The organism is Rhodanobacter ginsengisoli, from assembly GCF_042657065.1.
Lineage (GTDB): Bacteria > Pseudomonadota > Gammaproteobacteria > Xanthomonadales > Rhodanobacteraceae > Rhodanobacter > Rhodanobacter ginsengisoli.
In genome coordinates this window covers 473,250-495,260 of the sequence record NZ_JBHSNF010000003.1, presented here as the reverse complement: position 1 = coordinate 495,260, position 22,011 = coordinate 473,250, and the positions used below count along the sequence as shown (strand labels likewise).

Below are 22,011 nucleotides of genomic sequence, written 5' to 3'. Positions count from 1 at the left end.
TGACTTCATGCGGTGCATCAGGAGCAGCCGGCTGCGCAGAGCTTACATGCGAGGCGGGAGCTTCTCCTCTCACTTGTCACTCCTCTGCACTCACTTCTCTCCTAGACGTGCTCGACCACCTCCAGCCCGAACCCGGCCAGGCCGACCAGTTTGCGCGGCGTACCGAGCACGCGCAGCTTGTGCACCCCCAGATCCGCCAGCATCTGCGCGCCCAGGCCGAGCTGGCGCCATTCCTGCTGCTGCACTTCTTCCGGCGCCTGGGTGCTGGGCTGGCGGTTGAGGCGGGCCAGCAAGGCTTCGGGGGTGTCCTCGCCGGACAGCACCAGCAGCACGCCGCGATCCTCTTCGTCGATGCGCCGCAATGCGGCGGTGACGGTGAGGCCGAGATCGTCGCGCTTGAGGTGCAGTACGTCGGACAAGGTATTGCGCACGTGCACGCGCGACAGCACCGGCGCGCCGTCATTCACCTTGCCGCGCACCAGCGCGTAGTGCAGGCCGCGGCGGATCACGTCGCGATAGGCGACCAGCCGGAACGGGCCGAACTCGGTTTCCACCTGTTCCTCGTGCACGCGCTGCACGGTCTTTTCGGTTTCCAGCCGGTAGCGGATCAGGTCGGCGATCGAGCCGATCTTCAGGCCGTGCCTGGCCGCGAAGATCTCCAGCTCGGGCCGGCGCGCCATCGAGCCGTCCTCGTGCAGCACCTCGATCAGCACGGCGGCCGGCTCCAGCCCCGCCAGCGCGGCCAGGTCGCAGCCGGCCTCGGTGTGCCCGGCACGGGTCAGCACGCCGCCGGGCTGCGCGGTCAGCGGAAAGATGTGCCCCGGCTGCGACAGGTCCTGCGGCTTCGCATCGCCCTTCACCGCCACCTGGATGGTGCGCGCGCGGTCGTGCGCCGAGATGCCGGTGGTGACGCCTTCGGCCGCCTCGATCGAGACGGTGAAGTTGGTGTGGTAGGCCGAGGTGTTGTCGCTGACCATCGGCTTCAGGCCGAGCTGGCGCGTGCGCTGCTCGGTCAGCGTGACGCAGACCAGCCCGCGCGCCTCGCGCACCATGAAGTTGATGTCCTCCGGCCGCACCATCTGCGCGGCCATGACCAGGTCGCCCTCGTTCTCGCGGTCTTCGTCGTCGAGGATCACCACCATGCGGCCGGCGCGGATGTCTTCGAGGATTTCGGGAATGGTGTTGAAGCTCATAGGAGGAGACCGAGGAAATAGTTGAGAGAAGTGAAAAGAGAGGGGTCAGGGGCGAGGAGCAGGAAAAAGTTCGAAGCAGGCTGCTGCCTCACTCGTTTCTCACTCCTGCGCACTCGTTCCTCGATCAGGCGAAACCGTGTTGCTTGAGGAACGCCTCGTCCAGCCGCGGCGCCTCGCCACTGGCCAGCAGCCGTTCGACATAGCGGGCGATCACGTCCACCTCGATGTTCACCGCGTCGCCCACGCGGCGGACATGGAACGCGGTGTGCTCGACCGTGTGCGGGATCAGGTTGACACCGAAGCGATGCCCGGCCACCTCGTTGACGGTGAGGCTGGTGCCGTCGATGCAGACCGAGCCTTTCGCCGCGATGTAACGCGAGATCGCCGCCGGCACCTCGAACGTCCAGCGCTGCGAGCGGCCATCGGGCACGATCGAGACCACCTTGCCGAGGCCGTCGACATGACCGGACACCAGGTGGCCGCCGAGCCGGTCGGCCAGGCGCAGCGCCTTTTCCAGGTTCACCGGATCGCCGGCCTTGAGCTGGCCCAGCGAGGTCAGCGACAGCGTTTCGTTGGAGACGTCCGCACTGAAGCCGCGCGGCTCCAGCGTGATCGCGGTGAGGCAGACCCCGGACACGGCGATCGAGTCGCCCAGCTGCACATCGGCGAGATCGAGATCGGCGGTATCGACGGCCAGCCGCACATCGCCGCCGCGCGGTTCGAGACGCACGACGCGGCCAACGGACTGGATGATGCCGGTGAACATCAGCACGGCTCCGGCAGGAGGGCGATATTCCCGATGAATGCAATGGATTTCATGAAACGTTTCCCGCGTCGAGAGCTGCGAAAAACGCCCCAAGGCATGAGGCCGGACGCGCGCCATCAGGCGCCCGTCCCGCCGTCTTCTCTTTATCCGGACTGTGAGGAAGCAGTCACCCGCTTCCAACCGTCGGCTCCGGCATCTGACCGGATCTGCTGACCCTCGGCCGGCTCCATCGAGGATCGGACCGAGGCGCTCGCGGGCTCGTTGTCGGGGGTGAACCCTTCAACCTACCGCCGGTGGGGAATTTCGCCCCGCCCTGAAGACGTCGTGTATTGCCGGCCAGGCCGGCTGCGGCAGTCTATCACTTCCGCTGTCCAGGCCTGCCGCACGGGCGGGAAACAGTGTTCCGTTTCACGCACGATGAAGGCAGGCCTCAGTCCCCGGCCAGCGCCCCAACCAGATCGTCGATCAGGCGCCGCAGCGCCGGCGTCCGATCCGCACCGGGCAGCCACAGCAGATGGATCGGTGAACTGCTCAATGGCCAGTCCTGCAACACTTCAACCAGGTGTCCTGCCGCCACCAGCGGATCGGCCATGTAGTCGCCCTGCATCGCGATGCCGACGCCGGCCAGTGCGGCATCGAGCACGGCCCGCGCGTCGTTGCTCGAGAGCACCGGATCGATCCGCACCGAACGCCGTCGGCGCTGCTGGCTGAACTGCCACAGCGTGCCCGTGCGCAACCCGCTGAAAGCGATGCAGCGGTGTTCCTTCAGGTCGGCCGGGTCGACCAGCGGCCGCGCCGCAGCCAGATAGTCCGGCGCGGCGCACAGATAGCGGCGCATCGTGCCGACCCGCCGCGCCACCAGTTGCGTGTCGGCGAGCCTGCCCACGCGCAACGCCAGGTCGATCTTCGCCTCGACCATGTCGACGTAGGCGTCGTCGTAGATCGCCTCAAGCCGGATCAGCGGATGCCGACGCATAAACGAGGCCAGTAACGGCGCGATGCGGTGGCGACCATAGGCCGCCGGCAGATGCACGCGCAAGCGACCGGCCGGCTCGCCGCGGTGCGGGCACAGGTCGGCCGCAAGATCGGCCGCGACCGCCTCCAGCCGTTGGCAATGTGCCAGCAACTGCTCGCCGCGCGCGGTCAGCGTCATCCGCCGGGTGGTGCGCAGGAACAGCTTGCCGCCCACGGCGTCTTCCAGCGCGGCGATGCGCCGGCTCAGCACCGAAGGCGTGCAACCGACCTCGCGGGCGGCCTGCGAGAAATTCAGCCGCCTGGCCGCCGCGGCGAAGCCGCGCAACTCGCGCAGGCGGGTCGGCGTGAGCTCGAATGATTGGTTCATTCAGTGAACAAAAGATATGCCATGACGATGGATTATCACTCGAACAAGGCAGGGCCACCATGACGGCGTTTCCATTCATTCCCGTCAAGGAGCACGTCATGCGCAGCATCCAGCTCACCGCGTTCGGCCTGGATCATCTCGATCCGGTCGACCTGCCCGCACCGCGTCCCGGCCCCCACGAAGTGCTGGTGCGGATGGAAGCGGCTTCGCTCAACTATCGCGACCACATGCTGGTGTCCGGCGATCTTTACCGCGGCGTGCCGTTGCCTATCGTGCCCGTGTCCGACGGCGCCGGCACCGTGCTGGAAGTCGGCGACGCGGTGACCCGGTTCAAGCCAGGCGATCACGTCACCACGTTCTACAAGTCGCGCTGGATCGCCGGCGCCATGCGGCCGGAATGGGAAGGCGCCGAGATCGGCGGCCCCGAGCCCGGCGTGATGCGCGAACTGGCCTGCTTCGACCAGTACTCGCTGGCCCGCGCGCCTGCGCATCTTTCCAGCCTGCAGGCCGCCACCTTGCCGATCGCCGCGCTCACCGCGTGGCAAGTGCTGGAGCAGGCCCACGTCACTACCGGCCAGACCGTCTTGTTGCTCGGCACCGGCGGTGTCTCCCTGTTTGCGTTGCAGTTCGCCAAACTGCGCGGTTCACGGGTGATCGTACTGTCGTCCAGCGACGAAAAGCTGGAACGCGCGAAGGTCCTGGGCGCCGACATCGGCATCAACTACGCCAGAAACCCGCAGTGGGGCGCACTTGTACGTGAGGTCAGCGGTGGCAGCGGTGTGGATGCGGTGATCGAGACGATCGGCGCGGCGACGCTGGCGCAATCGCTGGAGGCCGTGCGCATGCACGGCTTCATCGGGTTGCTCGGCTGGATCGGCGGGATGGACGCCACACTGCCCTTGTCCAGGGTGGTTCTGAAGCGCATCCGCCTGCAGGGCATTTCGGTAGCGTCGCTGGAAACGCACGAGCAGATGGTCGCTGCCATCGAGGCCACTGGCCTGGAACCGGTGATCGACCACGTCTACGGCTTCACCCAACTGCGCGAGGCCTTCGAGCATCTGGTCGCGGGCCGCCACTTCGGCAAACTCGTCATCGACTTCAACCGCTGAGAGCCCCCCGTGCGTGACTTCACTTCCTTGCCCCGCATCACGTGCGGGCTGTTGTTCGTGGCGCTGGTGGCCTTCGCCACGTTCGCTCGCTCAACCGACGCGCCAACCGGCATTCGCCTGTACTTGCTCGACTGCGGTCGCCTCGACATGCGTGACATGGGCATGTTCGACGACAGCGGCGCACTGGACGGCAAGCCGGGGACGATGTCGGTGCCATGTTTCCTGATTCGCCATCCAAGGGGCTATCTGCTGTGGGATACCGGCCTGGGTGATGCCCTTGCCGATCATCCCGGTGGCGTCGACTTCAGCCCGGCAATTCACGGCAGTATCCGGATCAGGCTGGTCGACCAGCTCAAGGCACTGGGCCTGAAGCCTTCCGATATCGACTACCTGGCATTCTCGCACTGGCACGTCGACCACACCGGCAATGCGAATCTGTTCGGCGACGCCACCTGGATCCTGCAGCGCCGGGAACTGGCCGCCGCGACCGGCCCCACGCCACCGCCGTTCGAACCGCTGGCCGCGATCGCCGCATACAGGCACGCAAAAATCCGCCTCGTCGATGGCGACACGGACGTCTTCGGCGACGGCAGCGTGGAACTGCTGTTGCTGCCCGGCCACACGCCCGGCCATCAGTCGCTGCAACTGCGTCTGCCCCACGCTGGCGTGGTACTGCTCAGTGGCGATCTCTACCACAGCCGTGAAGCCCGCCGGCTGCGGCGCGTGCCCAGGGTCAACGTCGACCGAGCCGCCACGCTGGTATCGATGCAGCGGTTCGAGGCGATCGCCGCACGGGCCCATGCGCGAGTGGTGATCCAGCACGACCCACGAGACATTGCCCTGCTGCCACCGTTCCCCGCGTACCTGCATTGAGGAGCGGGACGGTCAGCCCGGCCGCAGGCGCAGACGGATATCCGGACCCAGCACGCGCTGGTCGATCAGCTGCAGTTGCCAGCGGGTGGCCATGTCGGTCAGGTTGGGCAGGTGCAGCAGCGGGCGGGCGCTGTCGCCCAGCAACAGCGGCGCGACATACAGCAGCAGTTCGTCGACCAGGCCGGCGGCGAACAGCGCGCCGCACAGGGTCGGACCGGCTTCCACATGCAGCTCGTTGCAACCGCGACCGGCCAGCAGGGCCAGCACGGCGGCCAGGTCGAGCCCTTCTTGTCCCGTGGCGATCGCGATCCGTTCGACCCGACCGAAGCGATCGTCCGCGCAGGATGCACTCGGCTCGTGCAACAGCAGGGTCGGCACCGAGCCGTCCAGCACATGACTGCCCGCCGGCGTGCGCAGCTGGCGATCCAGCAGCACCCGCCATGGCGGGGTGAACGCCTCCTCGTCCGGCAGGCGCACGGTGAGCCGTGGATTGTCGGCCCGCACGGTGCCGCTGCCACTGAGGATCGCCGAGCTGCGCGCGCGCCAGCGCTGCACATCGGCCCGGGCGGCTTCACCGGTGATCCACTTCGATTCGCCATTGGCCAGCGCGGTGCGGCCGTCCAGGCTCATCGCCAGCTTGACCCTGACGAACGGGCGATGGCGTTCGAGGCGGCTGAAGAACCCCATGTTGAGTTCACGCGCGGCTTCGCTCATCAGGCCGGTGTCCACCTGGATACCGGCGGCCCGCAGCTTGTCGATGCCGCGGCCGTTGACCTGGGGGAACGGATCGTCACTGGCGATCACCACCCGCGCCACGCCGGCGGCGACCAGCGCATCGGCGCATGGCGGCGTGCGTCCGTGGTGGGCGCAGGGTTCCAGCGTCACGTAGGCGGTCGCGCCGCGCGCCCGTTCGCCGGCCTCGCGCAAGGCGAACACTTCCGCATGCGGTTCGCCGGCGCGCTGGTGAAAACCGCTACCGGCGACTGCCTCGCCCTGCGCGATCACGCAACCCACGCGCGGGTTCGGCTGGGTGGTGTAGAGCCCGCGCCCGGCCAGTTGCAGGGCCTGGGTCATGTGGGCGTGGTCGATCGCGCTGAACGTGGTCACGAATCGGGCGCCGGGGTGGTGTCGGGGAACGGCGCCCAGCAGTCCAGCACGCCATCCAGTTCCTCGGCCGGCAGGCGCTCGAGCACCGCCAGTCGGGCGCGCCCGGTCATCTCCGGCTCGGCATCGTGAGCATCCATCTGCGCGAAAAAGCGGTCGCGCGCCTCACGCGACGGCCATCGTGCTATGGCGACCCAGCGGCCCTGCGCGTCCTTGAACAGGCTCGATCCGCCCGAACCGGCCGCGAGTCCGAGCCGGGTGATGCGATGCCAGTTGGCGACGAAGTCCTGCTCCCGTTCGGGGTGGAGACGCCAGCGGTAGATCGCTACGAACATGCTTGTTCCTCCGACGCCGGGAGCGGCCGTTCAGCTCTTCTTGCCGCGCTTGCCGTCGCCTTCGCCGAGCAGCGAAAGCTGCAGGTTTTCCAGCCCCGGCAGGTCACGCTCCAGCTTCTCGATCTCCTCGCGGAACGCCTGCACGTCCTCGAACTTGCGGTAGACCGAGGCGAACCGCACGTAGGCGACCTGATCGAGGTTCTTCAGCTCCCGCATCACCAGTTCGCCAAGCTGGCGCGACGGCACTTCGCGCTCGCCGCTGCGACGCAGGTCGTTGATGATCGCGCGGACGGACGCGTCCACATCGTTGCTGGCTACCGGGCGCTTCTGCAGCGCGCGCTCGAAACTCACGCGCAACTTCCGCTCGTCGAACACCTCGCGCCGCTCACCGCTCTTCACGATCGTCGGCAACTTCAGCTCGGCGGTCTCGAACGTGTTGAAGCGCTCGCCGCATTGCGGACATTCACGCCGACGACGCACGGTGCTGCCGTCTTCGGCAAGCCGCGAGTCGATCACGCGGGTGTCTTCATGCTGGCAGAAGGGGCAATGCATGGGCTAGAAGTGAGTGTGGAGGAGTGAGAAAAGAGTGCTCTGGTTCTGGACCATTCTCATTTCTCGTTCCTCTTCACTCGTTCCCGGCTCAGCCGTAAACCGGGAACTTGCGGCACTGCGCCGTCACCGCGTCGCGAACGCGGGCGATCACCGCCTCGTCGTCCGGCGCGTCCAGCACGTCGCAGATCCAGCTCGTCAGTTCGACCACGTCCGCTTCGAGATAGCCGCGGGTGGTGACGGCCGGGGTACCGATGCGCAGGCCGGAGGTGACGAACGGCTTGCGCGGATCGTTCGGCACGGCGTTCTTGTTGACCGTGATGTGCGCCTTGCCCAGTGCCTCTTCAGCGGCCTTGCCGGTGACATCCTTGCCGATCATGTCGACCAGCATCAGGTGATTCTCGGTACCGCCGGAAACGATCTTGTAGCCGCGCGCAATGAAGGTCTTCGCCATCGCCCGGGCGTTCTTCACCACCTGCGCCTGGTAGGTCTTGAAGGCCGGCTCCAGCGCCTCCTTGAACGCCACCGCCTTGGCCGCGATCACGTGCATCAGCGGGCCACCCTGGATGCCCGGGAACACGATCGACTGCAGCTTCTTCTCGATCTCCTCGCCAGCGTCCTTCGCCACGATGATGCCGCCGCGCGGACCGCGCAGGGTCTTGTGGGTGGTCGAGGTGACCACATGCGCGTGGGGCAGCGGGCTGGGATAGACGCCCGCGGCGATCAGCCCGGCGACGTGCGCCATGTCGACGAAGAAGATCGCGCCGACCGAGTCGGCGATCTGGCGCATGCGCGCCCAGTCGACCACCTGCGAATAGGCGCTGAAGCCGCCGACCAGCATCTTCGGCCGGTGCTCGGTGGCCAGGCGCTGCACTTCGTCATAGTCGATGAGGCCGTTCTCGTCGACGCCGTACTGCACCGCGTTGAACAGCTTGCCGCTGATATTGACCTTGGCGCCGTGGGTGAGATGGCCGCCGTGGGCCAGGCTCATGCCCAGGATGGTGTCGCCCGGCTGCAGCAGCGCCAGGTACACCGCCTGGTTCGCCTGCGAGCCGGAATGCGGCTGCACGTTGGCGTAGGTGGCGCCGAACAGCTGCTTCAGGCGTTCGATCGCCAGCCGCTCGGCGATATCCACGTACTCGCAGCCACCGTAGTAGCGCTTGCCTGGGTAACCCTCGGCGTACTTGTTGGTGAGCTTGGAGCCCTGCGCTTCCATCACCCGCGGGCTGGCGTAGTTCTCCGAGGCGATCAGTTCGACGTGATCTTCCTGGCGCTGGCCTTCATCGGCGATGGCCTTGGCCAGTTCGTCGTCGTAACCGGCAATCGTGCAGTCCTTGGGGAACATTCTGGCCTCGTGGGGTGGCAAGCGGGAACAAGCGGGAAATTGTAGCGCCGCCGGGTGTTTGCAGCCAGCAACGGCCAGCATCGGGCTCACCGGGCCCGCATCGCCGGCCAGCGCGCCGCGCTTCGGGATTGCCCCGCAAACCGCTATAATGTGGGGTTTGACGATTTCCCAATTCCAGCGCTGGCCTCATCAAGGCAGCTTGGCGCACGCCTCCGGAGGCTCCATGAGCTCGCAATACATCTACACCATGAACGGAGTCAGCAAGATGGTCCCGCCGAAGCGGCAGATCATCAAGGACATCTCGCTCTCGTTCTTCCCCGGCGCCAAGATCGGCCTGCTCGGCGTCAACGGCGCGGGCAAGTCCACCGTGCTGAAGATCATGGCCGGCGTGGACACCGACTTCCAGGGCGAGGCACGGGCCCAGCCGGGCACCAAGATCGGCTACCTGGCGCAGGAGCCGCAGCTCGATCCGGAAAAGACCGTGCGCGAGGCGGTCGAGGAAGGCGTCGCCGAGATCCTCGATGCGCAGAAGCGGCTGGAGGAGGTCTACGCGGCCTACGCCGAGGAAGGCGCCGACTTCGACAAGCTGGCCAAGGAGCAGGAGTCGCTGGAAAACCTGCTGGCCGCGAACGACGCCCACGCGCTGGAGCGCCAGCTCGAAGTGGCCGCCGACGCGCTGCGCCTGCCGCCGTGGGACGCCCTGATCGGGCCACTGTCCGGTGGCGAGAAGCGCCGCGTGGCGCTGTGCCGCCTGCTGCTGTCCAAGCCGGACATGCTGCTGCTGGACGAGCCGACCAACCATCTGGACGCCGAGTCGGTGGACTGGCTGGAGCAGTTCCTGCACGACTATCCGGGCACCGTGGTGGCGGTCACCCATGATCGCTACTTCCTCGACAACGCGGCCGAATGGATCCTCGAACTCGATCGCGGCCGCGGCATTCCGTGGAAGGGCAACTACACCGAGTGGCTGGAGCAGAAAGGCGAGCGCATGGCGCGCGAAGAGGCGTCCGAAAAGGGTCGCCAGAAAGCGCTGGCACGCGAGCTGGAGTGGGTGCGTTCGGCCGCCAAGGGGCGTCAGTCCAAGGGCAAGGCGCGCATCAACCGCTTCGAGGAACTGAACTCGGTCGAGTACCAGAAGAGCAACGAGACCAACGAGCTGTACATCCCGCCGGGCGAGCGCCTGGGCCAGGAAGTGATCGAGTTCAAGAACGTCAGCAAGTCGTTCGGCGACCGCCTGCTGATCGACGACGTGTCGTTCAAGGTGCCGCCGGGCGCCATCGTCGGCGTGATCGGCCCCAACGGCGCCGGCAAATCCACCCTGATGAAACTGATCACCGGCGTGGAAAAGCCCGACGACGGCGAAGTGAAGCTCGGCCACACCGTGCAACTGGCTTATGTCGACCAGTCGCGCGACAACCTCGACCCGAAGAAGAACGTGTGGCAGGAAGTCTCCGGCGGTGCCGACATCATCACCATCGGCCGCTACGAGCTGCAGTCGCGCGCCTACATCGGCCGCTTCAATTTCAAGGGTACCGACCAGCAGAAACTGGTCGGCAGCCTGTCCGGCGGCGAGCGCGGCCGGCTGCACCTGGCCAAGACCCTGATGCAGGGCGGCAACGTGCTGCTGCTCGATGAGCCCTCGAACGATCTGGACGTGGGCACGTTGCGCGCACTGGAGGACGCGATGCTGGAATTCCCCGGCTGCGTGATGGTGATCTCGCATGACCGCTGGTTCCTCGATCGCGTCGCCACCCACATCATCGCGTTCGAGGGCGATTCGCACGTCGAGTTCTTCCCCGGCAACTACAACGAGTACGAAGCCGACAAGAAGCGTCGTCTCGGCGAGGAAGGCGCGCGGCCGCACCGGGTGAAGTACAAGAAGCTGGCCTGACGCCGGAAGTGAGTGGGCAGAAGTGAGAAACGAGTGAGTGCCACTACTCGTTTCTCGCTCCTCCTCGCTCGTTCCTCACACGGAGTTTCCGATGCACTTCATGCAATCGCTGCAACAGGCCTGGCAACGCCACGACTCGCTGGTCTGCGTCGGGCTCGATCCGGAGCCGTCGAAGTTTCCCGCGCATCTGGCCGATGATGCCGATGCGGTGTTCACCTTCTGCGCCGCCATCGTCGATGCCACCGCCGACCTGGTCTGCGCGTTCAAGCCGCAGATCGCCCACTTTGCCGCCCTGCGCGCCGAAGATGCGCTGGAACGGCTGATCGCACACATTCACGCGCGGCATCCCGGCGTGCCGGTGATCCTCGATGCCAAGCGCGGCGACATCGGCTCCACCGCGCAGCACTACGCCAGCGAGGCGTTCGATCGCTACCGTGCCGACGCAGTGACGCTGAACCCCTACCTGGGCCGCGATTCGGCGCAGCCCTTCCTGGACCGCGCCGACAAGGGCGTGATCCTGCTCTGCCGCACCTCCAACCCCGGCGGCGCCGACTTCCAGGCTCTCGACTGCGGCGGCATGCCGCTGTACCTGCGCGTGGCCGAAACCATCGCCCGCGACTGGAATACGCACGGCAACTGCGCCCTGGTCACTGGCGCCACCTGGCCGGAGGAATTGGGCAAGGTGCGCGGCATCGTCGGCGACATGCCGCTGCTGGTGCCCGGCATCGGCGCACAGGGCGGCGACGTGGAAGCCGTGGTTCAACATGGACGCACGACGGATGGCACGGGGCTGATGATCAGCTCCTCGCGGGCGATCCTGTATGCCGGCGATGGCAGCGACTTCGCCACCGCCGCGCGCAGCGCAGCCAGCACCTTGCGTGACACGGTCAACCGGTATCGGTACAGCTGATCCGCCCGGTTTCAGCCGGGCGTCGTCACGCTATCAGCCCGCGGCCATCTTCGATGCCTGCAGCATCTTGGCCTTCAGATCCAGTGCATCGGCCGCGTCCAGCAGGGCGCGGGCGAAGCTGCGCACTTCGGCGGGACGCAGGGCATACCAATTGCCGGTCTTGCTGGTTTCGGGCACATTCCGCCCCGTGCGCGACACGCAATGTGGCCTGAAAATCACCATCCCGGTAAGCGACTCCGAACTGATGTCAGCGGACACAATCTGCATGTGCGTTTCGTCTTCTTTCTTCACCGAACATCTCCCGGGCGGATATCCGCCCTCGTGCAGCTTACGCCAACCGGAGTTCAACGGGTGTTGCGCGCCTCTTCCGAATGCGACGGCATGAGGCCGGGCGTTGCCTCGGGCCAGGGAAGTCGCGCCGCTGGTCGTCGCACCTGCCGCTGCGAACGAATCAGTCGAGCACCTCGACTCCGCGCCAGAACGCCACGTGGCCCCTGATCTGCGCCGCAGCGTCTTTCGGTTCCGGGTAATACCACGCCGCATTGGCGTTCACCTCGTCGCCGACCACCACGTCGTAGTAGCTGGCCGTGCCTTTCCACGGGCAGAGGCTGTGGTGATCGCTGACGCGAAAATACTCGTGCCGGAGCGATTCGGCGGGAAAGTAGTGATTGCCTTCGACCACGACGGTGTCGTCGCTCTCCGCAATCACGGTGTTTTTCCAGATCGCGCGCATCAGTCGTCTCCCAGCTCCTGTCCCGGAAACAACACGTCGGTGTAACCGAACTTGCTGAAATCGGTGATTCGCGAGGGATACAGGCGGCCGATCAGGTGATCGCACTCGTGCTGCACCACGCGGGCATGAAACCCCTCGGCCGTCCGCTCGATGCGCTTTCCTGCCGGGTCGATGCCTTCATAGCGGATCAGGCTGTAACGGCTTACCGCACCGCGCAGGCCGGGCACCGAAAGGCAACCTTCCCAGCCCTCCTCCATGTCCTGCGACAACGGGGTGATCACCGGATTGAGCAGGATCGTGCGCGGCACCTCGGGAGCGTCCGGGTAACGCTCCGAATGCTCGAAGCCGAAGATCACCAGCTGCAGGTCGACGCCGATCTGCGGCGCGGCGAGGCCGACGCCCTCGGCCGCGTGCATGGTGTCGAACATGTCGGCGATCAGCGCATCCAGCTCGGCGCTGCCCAGCATCGCCGGGGGTACCAGGGGCGCAATGCGCAGCAGGCGCGGATCGCCCATCTTCAGAATGTCACGAATCATGCGGGCCTCGCCTCGGGAGATGTCCACTCCCTTCCGTATGGCCTTTATCGCGGGACACAAGCCCCGCCCGCGATTCAGTGGCCGCCGAACACCCGTTTCAGCAGCTCGGTGCTGCGTGCGCCGGGATTGTGGCGAATCGACTGTTCCTGCTCGCCGATCGTGGTGAACAGGCCGTCCAATGTCTTCGCCGTCACGTAATCGTCCAGATCCAGCGCGCTGCCGCCCTTGTTCGACTTGCCGCCGCCCAGCGCGCCCAGCGCACCGAGCGCACTGCCCAGCGAACCACCGCTGCTGCCCGAGGTGAACGACTTGTACTTCTGGGTGACCCCGACGCTGTCGGTGGCCCTGGCCACGATCGGACGAATGCGTGCGGTCAGGGCGTCGCCGGCCACGCGACGAAAATAGTCGGTAGCCGCGCGATCGCCGCCGGTGAGGATGCCGCGCGCATCGCTCAACGTCATCTTGCGGATCGCATCGCCGAAGATCTGCGCCACCTGCGGCACGGCCTTTTCGGCGGCGCGGTTCATGCTCAGCTCGAACGCATCCACCTTCGCCCCCTGCCCCAGCTGGCGCGCCAGCTTGCCGGCCTGCTCGAGCTTGCCCGGCAGCGGGATGCGCACCTTGCTGTTGTTCCAGAACCCACCGTCGCGGCCGAGGCTGTTGATCGCGTTGGTGGTGCCCCTGGCCAGCGCCTCTTTCAGGCCGGCGGCGATGTCGCTGGTCGGCAGGTTGCTGCCGAGCGCTGCTGAACTGGGCGAGTGCGTCGACTGCTTGACCTTGTCGAGCAGGTTTTTGAACTGGCTGGAACCGGTGGCGGCCACCGGCAGCACCGCTGCGGCGAGGGCCAGGCCAAGCAAGCCGTGGCGAACCGGAATGCGCATGAAGAATTCCCTGGCTTCGACTGGGCGGCCAGTGTACCTCCGCGGGAAACCCGCAGCATGACCGACGTGTCTGGCCATACGACCAATGGCTAATGCCGGCCGGTCGGCTGGGGGATTGACCCTCGCGCCGGACGGGGAGCATCTTGGAGGCATTGCCGAGGAGAAGCCCGCCATGCAAGCAGCCATTCCCCAGCCGAGCCCAGCCAGCAAGATCCTGTGGGTCGCGATCGCCATCGTCGGCGCGTTCTGCCTGGGCGTCGTCGCCCTGCGCCGCGGCGAACCGATCAATGCGATCTGGCTGGTCGCCGCCGCGATCTCGGTGTTCGTGATCGGCTACCGCTTCTACGGCAAGTTCATCGAATACTCGGTGCTGCAACTGGATCCCACCCGGGCGACGCCCGCGGTATTGCGCAACGATGGCCTCGACTACGTGCCGACCGACAAGTGGGTGGTCTTCGGTCACCACTTCGCCGCGATCGCCGGCGCCGGACCGCTGGTCGGCCCGGTGCTGGCCGCCCAGATGGGCTATCTTCCCGGCACGCTGTGGATCCTGTTCGGCGTGGTGTTCGCCGGCGCGGTGCAGGATTTCATGATCCTTGGACTGTCGCTGCGCCGGGACGGTCGCTCGCTCGGCCACATGCTGCGCGAGGAACTGGGGCCGCTGCCCGGCATCGTGGCGATGATCGGCGTGCTGGTGCTGATGATGATCGTGCTGGCGGTGCTGGCGCTGGTGGTGGTCAAGGCGCTCACGCACAGCCCCTGGGGCACCTTCACCGTCGCCTGCACGATCCCGATCGCGTTGCTGATGGGTACCTACCTGCGCTGGTTCCGGCCGGGCCGCATCCTCGAGGTGTCGCTGATCGGCCTGGTGCTGCTGCTGGCCTCGATCTGGTTCGGCAAGTACGTGGCCGATTCGGCCACGCTGGGACCGATGTTCGACTTCGACGCCAGGGCACTGGCCTGGCTGCTGATCGCCTACGGCTCCTGCGCCTCGATCCTGCCGGTGTGGCTGCTGCTGGCGCCGCGCGACTACCTCTCCACCTTCCTCAAGATCGGCACCATCGCGCTGCTGGCGCTGGCGATCTTCCTGGCCGCGCCGACCCTGCAGATGCCGGCGGTGACCAAGTTCATCGATGGCACCGGCCCGGTGTTCGCCGGCAACCTGTTCCCGTTCCTGTTCATCACCATCGCCTGCGGTGCCGTCTCCGGCTGGCATTCGATCATCGCTTCCGGCACCACGCCCAAGCTGCTGGCCAATGAAGGCCAGGCACGCATGGTCGGCTACGGCGGCATGCTGATGGAGGCGTTCGTCGCGATCATGGCGCTGGTCGCGGCCACCTCGCTGCATCCGGGCGTGTACTTCGCGATGAACTCGCCCAGCGCACTGATCGGCACCACCGTGCAGCAGGCCGCCACCACGATCAGCCAGTGGGGTTTCGTGCTGACCCCGGACGAGCTCATCCAGACAGCGAAGAACATCGGCGAATCCAGCATCCTCAGCCGCGCCGGTGGCGCACCGACGCTGGCCGTCGGCATGGCCCAGCTGCTGCACAACATCATCCCCGGCGGCGGCATGATGGCGTTCTGGTATCACTACGCGATCCTGTTCGAAGCGCTGTTCATCCTCACCACGGTCGATGCCGGCACCCGCGTCGGCCGCTTCATGATCCAGGAGATCGCCGGGCTGGTTTACAAGCCGCTGAAGGAGACCGCCTCGTGGACCGGCAACCTGCTCGCCACCGCGATCTGCGTGGCACTGTGGGGCTACTTCCTGTACCAGGGCGCGGTCGATCCGCTGGGCGGCATCAACACGCTGTGGCCGCTGTTCGGCATCGCCAACCAGATGCTCGCGGCGATCGCACTGATGCTGGCCACCGTGGTGGTGGTGAAGCTCAAGCGCGAGCGCTTCGTGCTGGTGCCGGGCATCCCGGCGTTGTGGCTGATCGTCTGCACCCTCACCGCCGGCTACGAAAAACTCGTCGGCACCATCAGCTTCACCGCTGCCGCCAACAAGTACAACGCCGCGATGCAGCAAGGCCAGTTGCTGGCGCCCGCCAAGAGCGTGGCCGAGATGCAGCGCATCGTCACCAACAACTACGTCGACATGGCGCTCACCGGCCTGTTCATGGCGCTGATCGTGACCATGGTCATCTTCTCCCTGCGTGCGCTGCTCCGCGCATGGCGCACCAACCACCCGACCGCGCATGAAGAACCGTATGTGGCACTGAGCAGTGTCGCCAGCTGAGGATGTCGCTCATGAACATGTCGACCCACGGCCATCACATGCTCCGCACCGTCTGGGCGCGGGCGGTACAGACCGCCCGCCTCTGCTGCGGCTTGCCCGACTACGACGCCTACGTGAAACACCTGCGCGAACACCACCCCGAACGCAGGGTACCCAGCTACGAGGAGTTCTTCCGCGAGCGGCAGGAAGCCCGCTACAAGGGTGGCGGTGGGCGCTGTTGTTGATCGCGACCCCGTGCCGCCTTCGACCCGAAGCGGTTGCTGCCGTATCTGAACCTGCCCCGTTCTTGCGGGTCGGGTTCATGCGTTGAATGCTCGCACCATGGCCACCTTCCCGGCCCGATGATTGCCGCGCAGGTTGCGACGGGCAGAAGTCGACCTGAAGCGGGCATAATCAATGACCCGAAGAAATGTCAGAAACTACTCTCATGTCAGATCTACCGCCCGACGACCTTCCTCGATATCGCCTGCTTACAGGCAGAGACGACGCTGCATTTTGCCGTCGCGTCTCGGAGGCGCTGGATCTTGGCTATGAGCTGTACGGCTCTCCTGCGGCGATATTCAACGGTGACCATGTCGTCGTAGCCCAGGCGATACTTTGGCCGACAAAAGGCTAGCGCCGGAAGAGAGTGCAGCAGCCGCTTCAGGATGTCAGTTTCCGCCGCCGAACTGAGACATTCACGACTTTGAAAAGTCCCGCTAAAAGCGGGATTTTTTGCTCTCGACTCTCCGGCGCGCACCACCGCGCAACGGTGGCATAGCAACAGACGTTCAAGACAGTTGCTGGGTACTTCTCTTTTACTGCGGGCATCCTGCCCTCCGCCCTTCGGGTCAGCTTCGCTGTTCATGCGCGCTCCTGCGTGCACGTGGACAAGCAAAAGAGAAGTACCTCGCCCTCCGCAGGAGGGTGAAAGCTCTCTGTTTTCCACATCAAGAGCACCGGGCACAAGGTGCGCTCCTACACGGGCGCCAGAGCGAGAGCATCGCGACTGAAGTCGCTCCCACAGGTTGTCGGTAATCCGGCGCGCGCAGCCATGCCATCACACACAGGCCATCCCGCCCCCGATCGGCGACAATACCCCCTGCCCATGCAGTCGCCGCCCATGCCCCTCCCCGAATCCACCGACGCCCCAGCGGCTACCGCACCCGGCCAGCACCACGCCGGCCTGCGCGTCATCGCCGTTTACGAACTCATCAAGACCGGGTGCCTGCTGCTGGTGGCGATGGCCGCCTTCCATCTGGACACCCAACAGAACTTCGAGGCACTGGTGCGCTGGCTGGAACACCTTTCCCTGGCCGACAGCAACGGCCTGCGCTGGAAACTGGTCGAACTGCTGCAGGACTTCGGCCCGAGCCAGTTCGTGGCGATCGGTGCGGTCGCCCTCGGCTACGCGGTGCTGTTCGGCATCGAGGGCGTCGGGCTGTGGCTGGGCAAGTACTGGGCGGAGTGGTTCACGGTGATCGCCACCGGCTCGCTGATTCCACTGGAACTGTACGAAACGCTGTACCACTTCGGCTGGCTCAAGCTGGCCACCCTGGTCGGCAATGTGGCGATCATCGTGTACCTCGTGCGCATCGCGCTGCAGCCACGCAGCCCGCACTGAACGGAGCGGCCGGCCTCAGTCGGACGGCAGCGGCGTGCCGGGCTGCCAGCCCTGCGCCTGCAAGGCATCGAGCAGCGCACTGACCTGCTGGCGCGCCGTCACGCCGTGGGTCGGCAGCACCAGCACATCACCGGCCCGTGCCCATACCAGCAGGCTGCGCGCGGCAGTCGTCTCATCCAGGCATTCCACGATCGCATCGCCCGGCATGCCGGCGCCCTGCAGGCACTCCCGCAGGATGCCGGCCACTTCGCCCGCCTCGCGACCGCGCAGGAAGCCCTCGATATCCTTCAACATCACCCGGGCCGGCCGGAAGCGCGCGGCGGTCGCGGCCAGTTCGCGGATCGCCGGCGCCTCACGATTGCCGGCCTGGCCCAGCAACAAACCCAGCCGCCCGCCCGCGCCCTGCCCGGTGGCGACCTGCAGCAGCCCACGCAAGCCCTCGGGGTTGTGCGCGTAGTCGACGAAGACCTGCAGCGAACCGAGCTGCCAGTGCTGCAGCCGCCCGGGATTGTCGGCATGGGTTTGGCCGAAGCGCGCCAGCGTCGCCGCGATGGTCTGCGCCGCGATGCCGAGCGCGGCGGCGGCCAGCGATGCCGCGGCGAGGTTGGCGATGTTGTAGCGGGCGCTGCCGCCGAAACTGAGCGGCATCGCGGCCACCGCGCCAAGATCATGCCCGTGTCCGCGGATGAACAGGCGCAGGCGACCATCGTGAACCGCACAGGTGGCGCCGCCATCGATACGCGCGGCCTGCAGGCGTGGATGTTCGTCGTCGAGCGCGAACCAGCCGATCGGGCAGGACAGTCCGCCAGCCTGCGCGGCCAGCAGCGCATCGTCGGCATTGAGCACCAGCAGGCCGGACGCGTCGAGCACCTTCGCCACGGTGAGCTTGACCGCCGCCAGACCGGCGAGATCGTGGATGCCGTACTCGCCGAAATGATCGTCGCTGACATTGGTGACCACCGCCACCTGCGCCCGCTGCACCGCCAGCCCGCGCCGCAGCAGGCCACCGCGCGCCGTTTCCAGGATCGCTGCCTGCACGCCCGCCGTACGGAGTACCGCGCGTGCGCCGGCCGGCCCGGAAAAATCGCCGCCCTCGATGGCGCGACCGTCGATGAACACGCCATCGGTGCAGCTGTGTCCCGCGTGCCAGCCATGCGCCTGCGCCATCGCGGCCAGCAGTCGCACGGTGGTGGTCTTGCCGTTGGAACCCGTCACCAGCGCCACCGGTACCGTATGCAGGGCCGGCCAGTCCAGCGTCTCCGGCGCGGGCAACTGCGCGAGCGGCCAGCAGGCGGCACCGTCACCGGCGCCGATCGAAAGCAGCTCGTCGTCGATCAGCACGGGCAGGCCGCGCCGTTCCGCCGCGCCCACCAGCGGCAGCAACGCCGGCCGGCGCTCCGCCGCGGCGAACGCGCGCAGGGTATGCATCGCGGCCGCCTCGTCCCACAGCGCCGGATGGCCCGGCGCATGCCAGCGAGCGGCCAGCGCCCCGTGCCGCGCCTCGTACGCGCAGCCCCACGCCCATTCGTTGACTTCGGTGGCGCTGAACAGCTGATCCAGCGGCGCCACGAAAGCCAGCGAGGCACCACTGGCATGTCGCCGCACCACGCGGGCCTGCGATGGCCAGCCCAGCGCATCGCAAGCTCGCTGCACCGCCTCGTCCCAGGCCTGCAGCGCAGCCTCGTCCGGCAGCGCGCCTTGCGTCTCCAGCACCGCACCGACGCCGTCGAAATACAGGTTGCCGCCGGTCAGCCGGCGCGAATCCCCGAACGGCATGAAATCCGGCATCGCGCTCAATCGTCGCTCTCGCGCGAGAAGCGCACGCCGCGCTCATCGCGCACCAGCTCGCCCAGCTCGGCGAAGCTGGCCTCGTCGAACGTCGGCTCCGCCACCGGCACGTGCACGGCGACCGCACCGCCTTCGGCTTGCGCCGCCGGCGTACCGTCGGGGCGGAACTTGATGATCTGCTTCCACGAGCGCACCAGCGCATCGGCGAACACCAGCAACAGGTCGCCGCTGCGGCCCATCCGCAGTGCGGCGTCGACCGCCAGCTGTTCATCGGGAATGATCGAGATCGCCTCGTCCGGCACGCCGGCCGCGCGCAGCGCGCGCGCCAGGATGCCCGGCACCTCGTCGCCATCGCGCCCGCGCAGCGCGTCGTCGCGGCGGCAGATGTAATGATCGAAGCGACCGGCCGCTGCCCCGGCGATCGCGACCAGATCCTCGTCGCGACGATCGCCCGGACCGGCCAGCACCACGATGCGCCGGCCGGTCACGTCCAGGCGTCCGGCCAGGTCGGCCATCACCGCCACCGCATGCGCGTTGTGGCCGTAGTCGAACAGCACCTTGAACGGATGCTCGCTGAACACGTTCATGCGTCCCGGCGCCTGGAAGAACGTGGTGTCGAACGTGCGCAGGCCCTGGCGGATCGCGTCCAGCTTGATGCCCAGCGAGAACGCCATCGCCGCGGCGACCATCGCGTTCTGCACGTTGTGCAGCGCGCGCCCCTCCAGCGTGGCCGGAATCAGGTGCGTCCACAGCAGCGGAATGTGGCTGCCCTTGTCGTACAGCGTGATCATCGAACCGTTGACGCCCGCCTCCAGCGCGCAGGCACGGCCACCGGCGCGCACATGCTCGCGCACCAGCGCATGCGAGGGGTTCATGGTGACGTAGCAGATCACCTTGGCGTCGGTGTAGCCGGACATCTTCAGCACGTTCGGGTCGTCGGCATTGAGCACCGCGCAGTCCGTCGCGACCTCGACCACGATGCGCTTGACCTCGGCCAGCTGCTCCAGCGTGTCGATGCCCTTCAGGCCCAGGTGATCGGATTGCACGTTGAGCACCGCGCCCACGTTCACCGACGGCACGCCCATGCCGGCGCGCAGCAGCCCGCCCCGTGCGGTCTCCAGTATCGCGATGTCGATGTGCGGATCGGCCAGCACCATCCGTGCCGACACCGGCCCGGTCATGTCGCCCTCGACCGTGCGCTGGCCGTCGATGTAGACGCCGTCGGTGGTGGTGAGGCCGGGCGTATAGCCGGCCATCTTGGTGATGTGCGCCAGCATGCGCGCAGTGGTGGTCTTGCCGTTGGTGCCGGTCAACGCGGCGATCGGCACGTGCGAAGGCGTGCCCGGCGGAAACAGCATGTCGATCACCGGGCCGGCGGCATCGCGGGGCGTGCCCTCGCTGGGACTGACATGCATGCGGAAGCCGGGCGCGGCGTTGACCTCGCAGATGCCGCCGCCAATCGTCTTGTAGCTCTCGGCGATATTGGTGGTGAGGAAGTCGACCCCGCCCACGTCCAGCCCGATCGCACGGATCGCGCGCACCGCCATGTCGCGGTTGTCCGGATGGATGATGTCGGTGACGTCGGTCGCGGTGCCGCCGGTGGACAGGTTCGCGGTCGAGCGCAGGTACACCGTCTCGCCGGGCAGCGGGATCGATTCGGCGTGGTAGCCGACGCGTTCCATCATCATCTGCGCCTGTGCATCCAGCTCGAGCCGGGTCAGCACTTTCTCGTGACCGACGCCACGACGCGGATCCTGGTTCACGATCTCGACCAGCTGCGCGATCGTGCGCTCGCCGTCGCCGACCACATGGCCCGGCGTACGCCGGGTCGCGGCGACCAGCTCGTTGTTGACCACCAGCAGGCGATGGTCGTCGCCGCTGAGGAAATTCTCCACGATCACCGAACGCGAATGCTCGCGCGCCGCGTTGAAGCCGGCAATGATCTCCTCCTCGCTCATCAGGTGGATCGAGATGCCGCGACCGTGATTGCCGTTGAACGGCTTGGTCACCACCGGCACGCCGAGCCGGCGCGCCGCGCGCAGCGCACCTTCCTCGTTCTGCACCAGCTCCTGCTTCGGTACCGGCAGGCCGAGCGAGGCGAGGATCTTGTTGGTCTCCTCCTTGTCGCTGGCCAGCTCCACCGCGATATGCGGTGTCTTGCCGGTGATGGTGGCCTGGATGCGTTGCTGGTACTTGCCATGACCCAGCTGCACCAGCGACTGCTGGTTCAGGCGCAGCCACGGAATCCCGCGCTGTTCGGCCGCGCGCACCAGCGAGGCGGTCGACGGTCCCAGCGCCCGGCGCTGCGCGTAGCGGATGAACTCGTCGCGTGCAGCCGACCATTCCCAGTCTTCCGGCACGCTGCCGCGGGGCTGCAGTTCGGCCGGCAACAACGAGGACAGCAGTCGCAGGGCCAGCTCGCCGGCGGCGATGCCCTCCTCCTTCTGCACATACTCGTAGACCACCGAATACACGCCCGGCTTGTCCGCACTGCGGGTCTTGCCGAAAGTGACATCCTCGCCCGCCACGTTCTGCAACTCGATCGCCACATGCTCCAGCACGTGGCCCAGCCAGGTGCCCTCGCCTTCGCGCATGCGCCGGATGAAGCCGCCCGGCTCGCGGTAGGAGCAACCGTGCTCGGCCAGGCCCGGCAGCGCGGCGATCAGGCCGTCGACGAAGCCGGCGCCCAGCTTGCCGGTGGGCCACTGCTCCAGCTCGCCCAGGTCCAGCTCCAGCCGGATCACCGGGAAGTGCGCATACAGCGACGGGCCGACGAAAACGGAACGTTCAAGAATGCGCATGAGGATT

Annotated in this window: 21 protein-coding genes and 1 riboswitch; of the genes, 8 read left to right on the top strand and 13 right to left on the bottom strand. The window is 66.9% G+C overall.

The features are described 5' to 3' along the window. Nucleotides 1-101: 101 nt before the first annotated feature. From ribBA to ACFPPA_RS15605, 3 genes are all read right to left on the bottom strand, one after another. Nucleotides 102-1,193, bottom strand: a complete 1,092-nt coding sequence (gene ribBA / locus ACFPPA_RS15615; protein ID WP_377321551.1) for a bifunctional 3,4-dihydroxy-2-butanone-4-phosphate synthase/GTP cyclohydrolase II — start codon at nt 1,191-1,193, stop codon at nt 102-104. 124 nt (nt 1,194-1,317) lie between these two features. After that, on the bottom strand, nt 1,318-1,959 hold the full coding sequence (locus ACFPPA_RS15610; protein WP_377321549.1) for a riboflavin synthase: 642 nt from the start codon (nt 1,957-1,959) through the stop codon (nt 1,318-1,320). 130 nt (nt 1,960-2,089) lie between these two features. Further along, nucleotides 2,090-2,284: riboswitch (FMN riboswitch) on the bottom strand. A gap of 105 nt (nt 2,285-2,389) precedes the next feature. After that, on the bottom strand, nt 2,390-3,301 hold the full coding sequence (locus tag ACFPPA_RS15605) for a LysR family transcriptional regulator (protein WP_377321547.1): 912 nt from the start codon (nt 3,299-3,301) through the stop codon (nt 2,390-2,392). A gap of 98 nt (nt 3,302-3,399) precedes the next feature. On the opposite strand from ACFPPA_RS15605, the gene ACFPPA_RS15600 reads away from it, so the two are divergent. Continuing rightward, complete coding sequence (locus ACFPPA_RS15600; protein ID WP_377321545.1) at nt 3,400-4,410, top strand: zinc-dependent alcohol dehydrogenase family protein; 1,011 nt, start codon at nt 3,400-3,402, stop codon at nt 4,408-4,410. Nucleotides 4,411-4,437: 27 nt separating this feature from the next. Further along, nucleotides 4,438-5,283, top strand: coding sequence for an N-acyl homoserine lactonase family protein (locus ACFPPA_RS15595; protein ID WP_377321543.1), 846 nt, complete (start codon nt 4,438-4,440; stop codon nt 5,281-5,283). A 12-nt stretch (nt 5,284-5,295) separates the two neighbouring features. Here the strand turns inward: ACFPPA_RS15595 and ribD are convergent, their stop codons facing one another. The 4 genes from ribD to glyA all read right to left on the bottom strand — a co-directional run bounded on the left by ribD (nt 5,296) and on the right by glyA (nt 8,616). Beyond that, nucleotides 5,296-6,357 (bottom strand): bifunctional diaminohydroxyphosphoribosylaminopyrimidine deaminase/5-amino-6-(5-phosphoribosylamino)uracil reductase RibD, encoded by a 1,062-nt coding sequence (ribD, locus tag ACFPPA_RS15590; RefSeq protein WP_377321726.1) that lies wholly within the window; start codon nt 6,355-6,357, stop codon nt 5,296-5,298. Between the two features lie 29 nt (nt 6,358-6,386). Beyond that, nucleotides 6,387-6,722: an antibiotic biosynthesis monooxygenase family protein gene (locus ACFPPA_RS15585; protein ID WP_377321541.1), complete on the bottom strand. Its 336-nt coding sequence runs from the start codon at nt 6,720-6,722 to the stop codon at nt 6,387-6,389. Between the two features lie 30 nt (nt 6,723-6,752). Continuing rightward, nucleotides 6,753-7,274, bottom strand: coding sequence for a transcriptional regulator NrdR (gene nrdR / locus ACFPPA_RS15580; protein ID WP_377321540.1), 522 nt, complete (start codon nt 7,272-7,274; stop codon nt 6,753-6,755). Between the two features lie 88 nt (nt 7,275-7,362). Further along, on the bottom strand, nt 7,363-8,616 hold the full coding sequence (gene glyA, locus ACFPPA_RS15575) for a serine hydroxymethyltransferase (protein WP_377321538.1): 1,254 nt from the start codon (nt 8,614-8,616) through the stop codon (nt 7,363-7,365). 223 nt (nt 8,617-8,839) lie between these two features. On the opposite strand from glyA, the gene ettA reads away from it, so the two are divergent. Further along, a complete protein-coding gene (gene ettA / locus ACFPPA_RS15570) occupies nt 8,840-10,507 on the top strand; it encodes an energy-dependent translational throttle protein EttA (RefSeq protein ID WP_377321537.1) in 1,668 nt (555 codons plus the stop codon). A gap of 91 nt (nt 10,508-10,598) precedes the next feature. Continuing rightward, on the top strand, nt 10,599-11,417 hold the full coding sequence (pyrF, locus tag ACFPPA_RS15565) for an orotidine-5'-phosphate decarboxylase (protein WP_377321535.1): 819 nt from the start codon (nt 10,599-10,601) through the stop codon (nt 11,415-11,417). Nucleotides 11,418-11,450: 33 nt separating this feature from the next. Here the strand turns inward: pyrF and ACFPPA_RS15560 are convergent, their stop codons facing one another. The 4 genes from ACFPPA_RS15560 to ACFPPA_RS15545 form a co-directional block, all read right to left on the bottom strand. After that, the gene (locus ACFPPA_RS15560; RefSeq protein ID WP_377321533.1) at nt 11,451-11,684 is read right to left on the bottom strand and encodes a hypothetical protein; all 234 of its coding nucleotides are present in this window, start codon (nt 11,682-11,684) and stop codon (nt 11,451-11,453) included. A gap of 184 nt (nt 11,685-11,868) precedes the next feature. Further along, complete coding sequence (locus ACFPPA_RS15555; protein WP_377321532.1) at nt 11,869-12,150, bottom strand: DUF427 domain-containing protein; 282 nt, start codon at nt 12,148-12,150, stop codon at nt 11,869-11,871. Continuing rightward, nucleotides 12,150-12,686 (bottom strand): peptide deformylase, encoded by a 537-nt coding sequence (gene def / locus ACFPPA_RS15550; protein ID WP_377321530.1) that lies wholly within the window; start codon nt 12,684-12,686, stop codon nt 12,150-12,152. The genes ACFPPA_RS15555 and def overlap by 1 nt, the downstream gene beginning before the upstream one ends. 74 nt (nt 12,687-12,760) lie before the next feature. Next, nucleotides 12,761-13,567 carry a DUF4197 domain-containing protein gene (locus ACFPPA_RS15545; protein WP_377321528.1) on the bottom strand — a complete coding sequence of 269 codons (807 nt, stop codon included), beginning with the start codon at nt 13,565-13,567 and terminating at the stop codon, nt 12,761-12,763. Between the two features lie 172 nt (nt 13,568-13,739). Here ACFPPA_RS15545 and ACFPPA_RS15540 point away from each other — a divergent pair, with 172 nt between their 5' ends. From ACFPPA_RS15540 to ACFPPA_RS15525, 4 genes are all read left to right on the top strand, one after another. Then, nucleotides 13,740-15,812: a carbon starvation CstA family protein gene (locus ACFPPA_RS15540; protein ID WP_377321526.1), complete on the top strand. Its 2,073-nt coding sequence runs from the start codon at nt 13,740-13,742 to the stop codon at nt 15,810-15,812. An 11-nt stretch (nt 15,813-15,823) separates the two neighbouring features. Continuing rightward, complete coding sequence (locus ACFPPA_RS15535; RefSeq protein ID WP_377321524.1) at nt 15,824-16,036, top strand: YbdD/YjiX family protein; 213 nt, start codon at nt 15,824-15,826, stop codon at nt 16,034-16,036. Between the two features lie 185 nt (nt 16,037-16,221). Then, entirely contained in the window at nt 16,222-16,428 is a 207-nt protein-coding gene (locus ACFPPA_RS15530) for a DUF1737 domain-containing protein (protein WP_377321522.1), read from the top strand. A 486-nt stretch (nt 16,429-16,914) separates the two neighbouring features. Next, nucleotides 16,915-17,415 carry a DUF2127 domain-containing protein gene (locus ACFPPA_RS15525; protein ID WP_377321520.1) on the top strand — a complete coding sequence of 167 codons (501 nt, stop codon included), beginning with the start codon at nt 16,915-16,917 and terminating at the stop codon, nt 17,413-17,415. Between the two features lie 15 nt (nt 17,416-17,430). Here ACFPPA_RS15525 and ACFPPA_RS15520 read toward each other — a convergent pair whose 3' ends face one another. Both ACFPPA_RS15520 and cphA read right to left on the bottom strand, forming a co-directional pair. Then, nucleotides 17,431-19,203, bottom strand: a complete 1,773-nt coding sequence (locus tag ACFPPA_RS15520) for a Mur ligase family protein (protein WP_377321518.1) — start codon at nt 19,201-19,203, stop codon at nt 17,431-17,433. 5 nt (nt 19,204-19,208) lie between these two features. After that, nucleotides 19,209-22,004 (bottom strand): cyanophycin synthetase, encoded by a 2,796-nt coding sequence (cphA, locus tag ACFPPA_RS15515; RefSeq protein WP_377321517.1) that lies wholly within the window; start codon nt 22,002-22,004, stop codon nt 19,209-19,211. Nucleotides 22,005-22,011 lie beyond the last annotated feature (7 nt).

Excerpts from the sequence above, each read along its gene's own strand:
- ACFPPA_RS15520 (WP_377321518.1), bottom strand. The coding sequence starts at position 19,203 with ATGCCGGATTTCATGCCGTTCGGGGATTCGCGCCGGCTGACCGGCGGC.
- ACFPPA_RS15605 (WP_377321547.1), bottom strand. The coding sequence starts at position 3,301 with ATGAACCAATCATTCGAGCTCACGCCGACCCGCCTGCGCGAGTTGCGC.
- pyrF (WP_377321535.1), top strand. The coding sequence starts at position 10,599 with ATGCACTTCATGCAATCGCTGCAACAGGCCTGGCAACGCCACGACTCG.
- ACFPPA_RS15585 (WP_377321541.1), bottom strand. The coding sequence starts at position 6,722 with ATGTTCGTAGCGATCTACCGCTGGCGTCTCCACCCCGAACGGGAGCAG.
- def (WP_377321530.1), bottom strand. The coding sequence starts at position 12,686 with ATGATTCGTGACATTCTGAAGATGGGCGATCCGCGCCTGCTGCGCATT.
- ACFPPA_RS15530 (WP_377321522.1), top strand. The coding sequence starts at position 16,222 with ATGTCAGAAACTACTCTCATGTCAGATCTACCGCCCGACGACCTTCCT.
- ACFPPA_RS15560 (WP_377321533.1), bottom strand. The coding sequence starts at position 11,684 with ATGCAGATTGTGTCCGCTGACATCAGTTCGGAGTCGCTTACCGGGATG.
- ettA (WP_377321537.1), top strand. The coding sequence starts at position 8,840 with ATGAGCTCGCAATACATCTACACCATGAACGGAGTCAGCAAGATGGTC.
- glyA (WP_377321538.1), bottom strand. The coding sequence starts at position 8,616 with ATGTTCCCCAAGGACTGCACGATTGCCGGTTACGACGACGAACTGGCC.
- ribD (WP_377321726.1), bottom strand. The coding sequence starts at position 6,357 with ATGACCCAGGCCCTGCAACTGGCCGGGCGCGGGCTCTACACCACCCAG.
- ACFPPA_RS15545 (WP_377321528.1), bottom strand. The coding sequence starts at position 13,567 with ATGCGCATTCCGGTTCGCCACGGCTTGCTTGGCCTGGCCCTCGCCGCA.
- ACFPPA_RS15525 (WP_377321520.1), top strand. The coding sequence starts at position 16,915 with ATGCCCCTCCCCGAATCCACCGACGCCCCAGCGGCTACCGCACCCGGC.
- ACFPPA_RS15610 (WP_377321549.1), bottom strand. The coding sequence starts at position 1,959 with ATGTTCACCGGCATCATCCAGTCCGTTGGCCGCGTCGTGCGTCTCGAA.
- ACFPPA_RS15555 (WP_377321532.1), bottom strand. The coding sequence starts at position 12,150 with ATGCGCGCGATCTGGAAAAACACCGTGATTGCGGAGAGCGACGACACC.
- ACFPPA_RS15600 (WP_377321545.1), top strand. The coding sequence starts at position 3,400 with ATGCGCAGCATCCAGCTCACCGCGTTCGGCCTGGATCATCTCGATCCG.
- nrdR (WP_377321540.1), bottom strand. The coding sequence starts at position 7,274 with ATGCATTGCCCCTTCTGCCAGCATGAAGACACCCGCGTGATCGACTCG.
- cphA (WP_377321517.1), bottom strand. The coding sequence starts at position 22,004 with ATGCGCATTCTTGAACGTTCCGTTTTCGTCGGCCCGTCGCTGTATGCG.
- ribBA (WP_377321551.1), bottom strand. The coding sequence starts at position 1,193 with ATGAGCTTCAACACCATTCCCGAAATCCTCGAAGACATCCGCGCCGGC.
- ACFPPA_RS15540 (WP_377321526.1), top strand. The coding sequence starts at position 13,740 with ATGCAAGCAGCCATTCCCCAGCCGAGCCCAGCCAGCAAGATCCTGTGG.
- ACFPPA_RS15535 (WP_377321524.1), top strand. The coding sequence starts at position 15,824 with ATGAACATGTCGACCCACGGCCATCACATGCTCCGCACCGTCTGGGCG.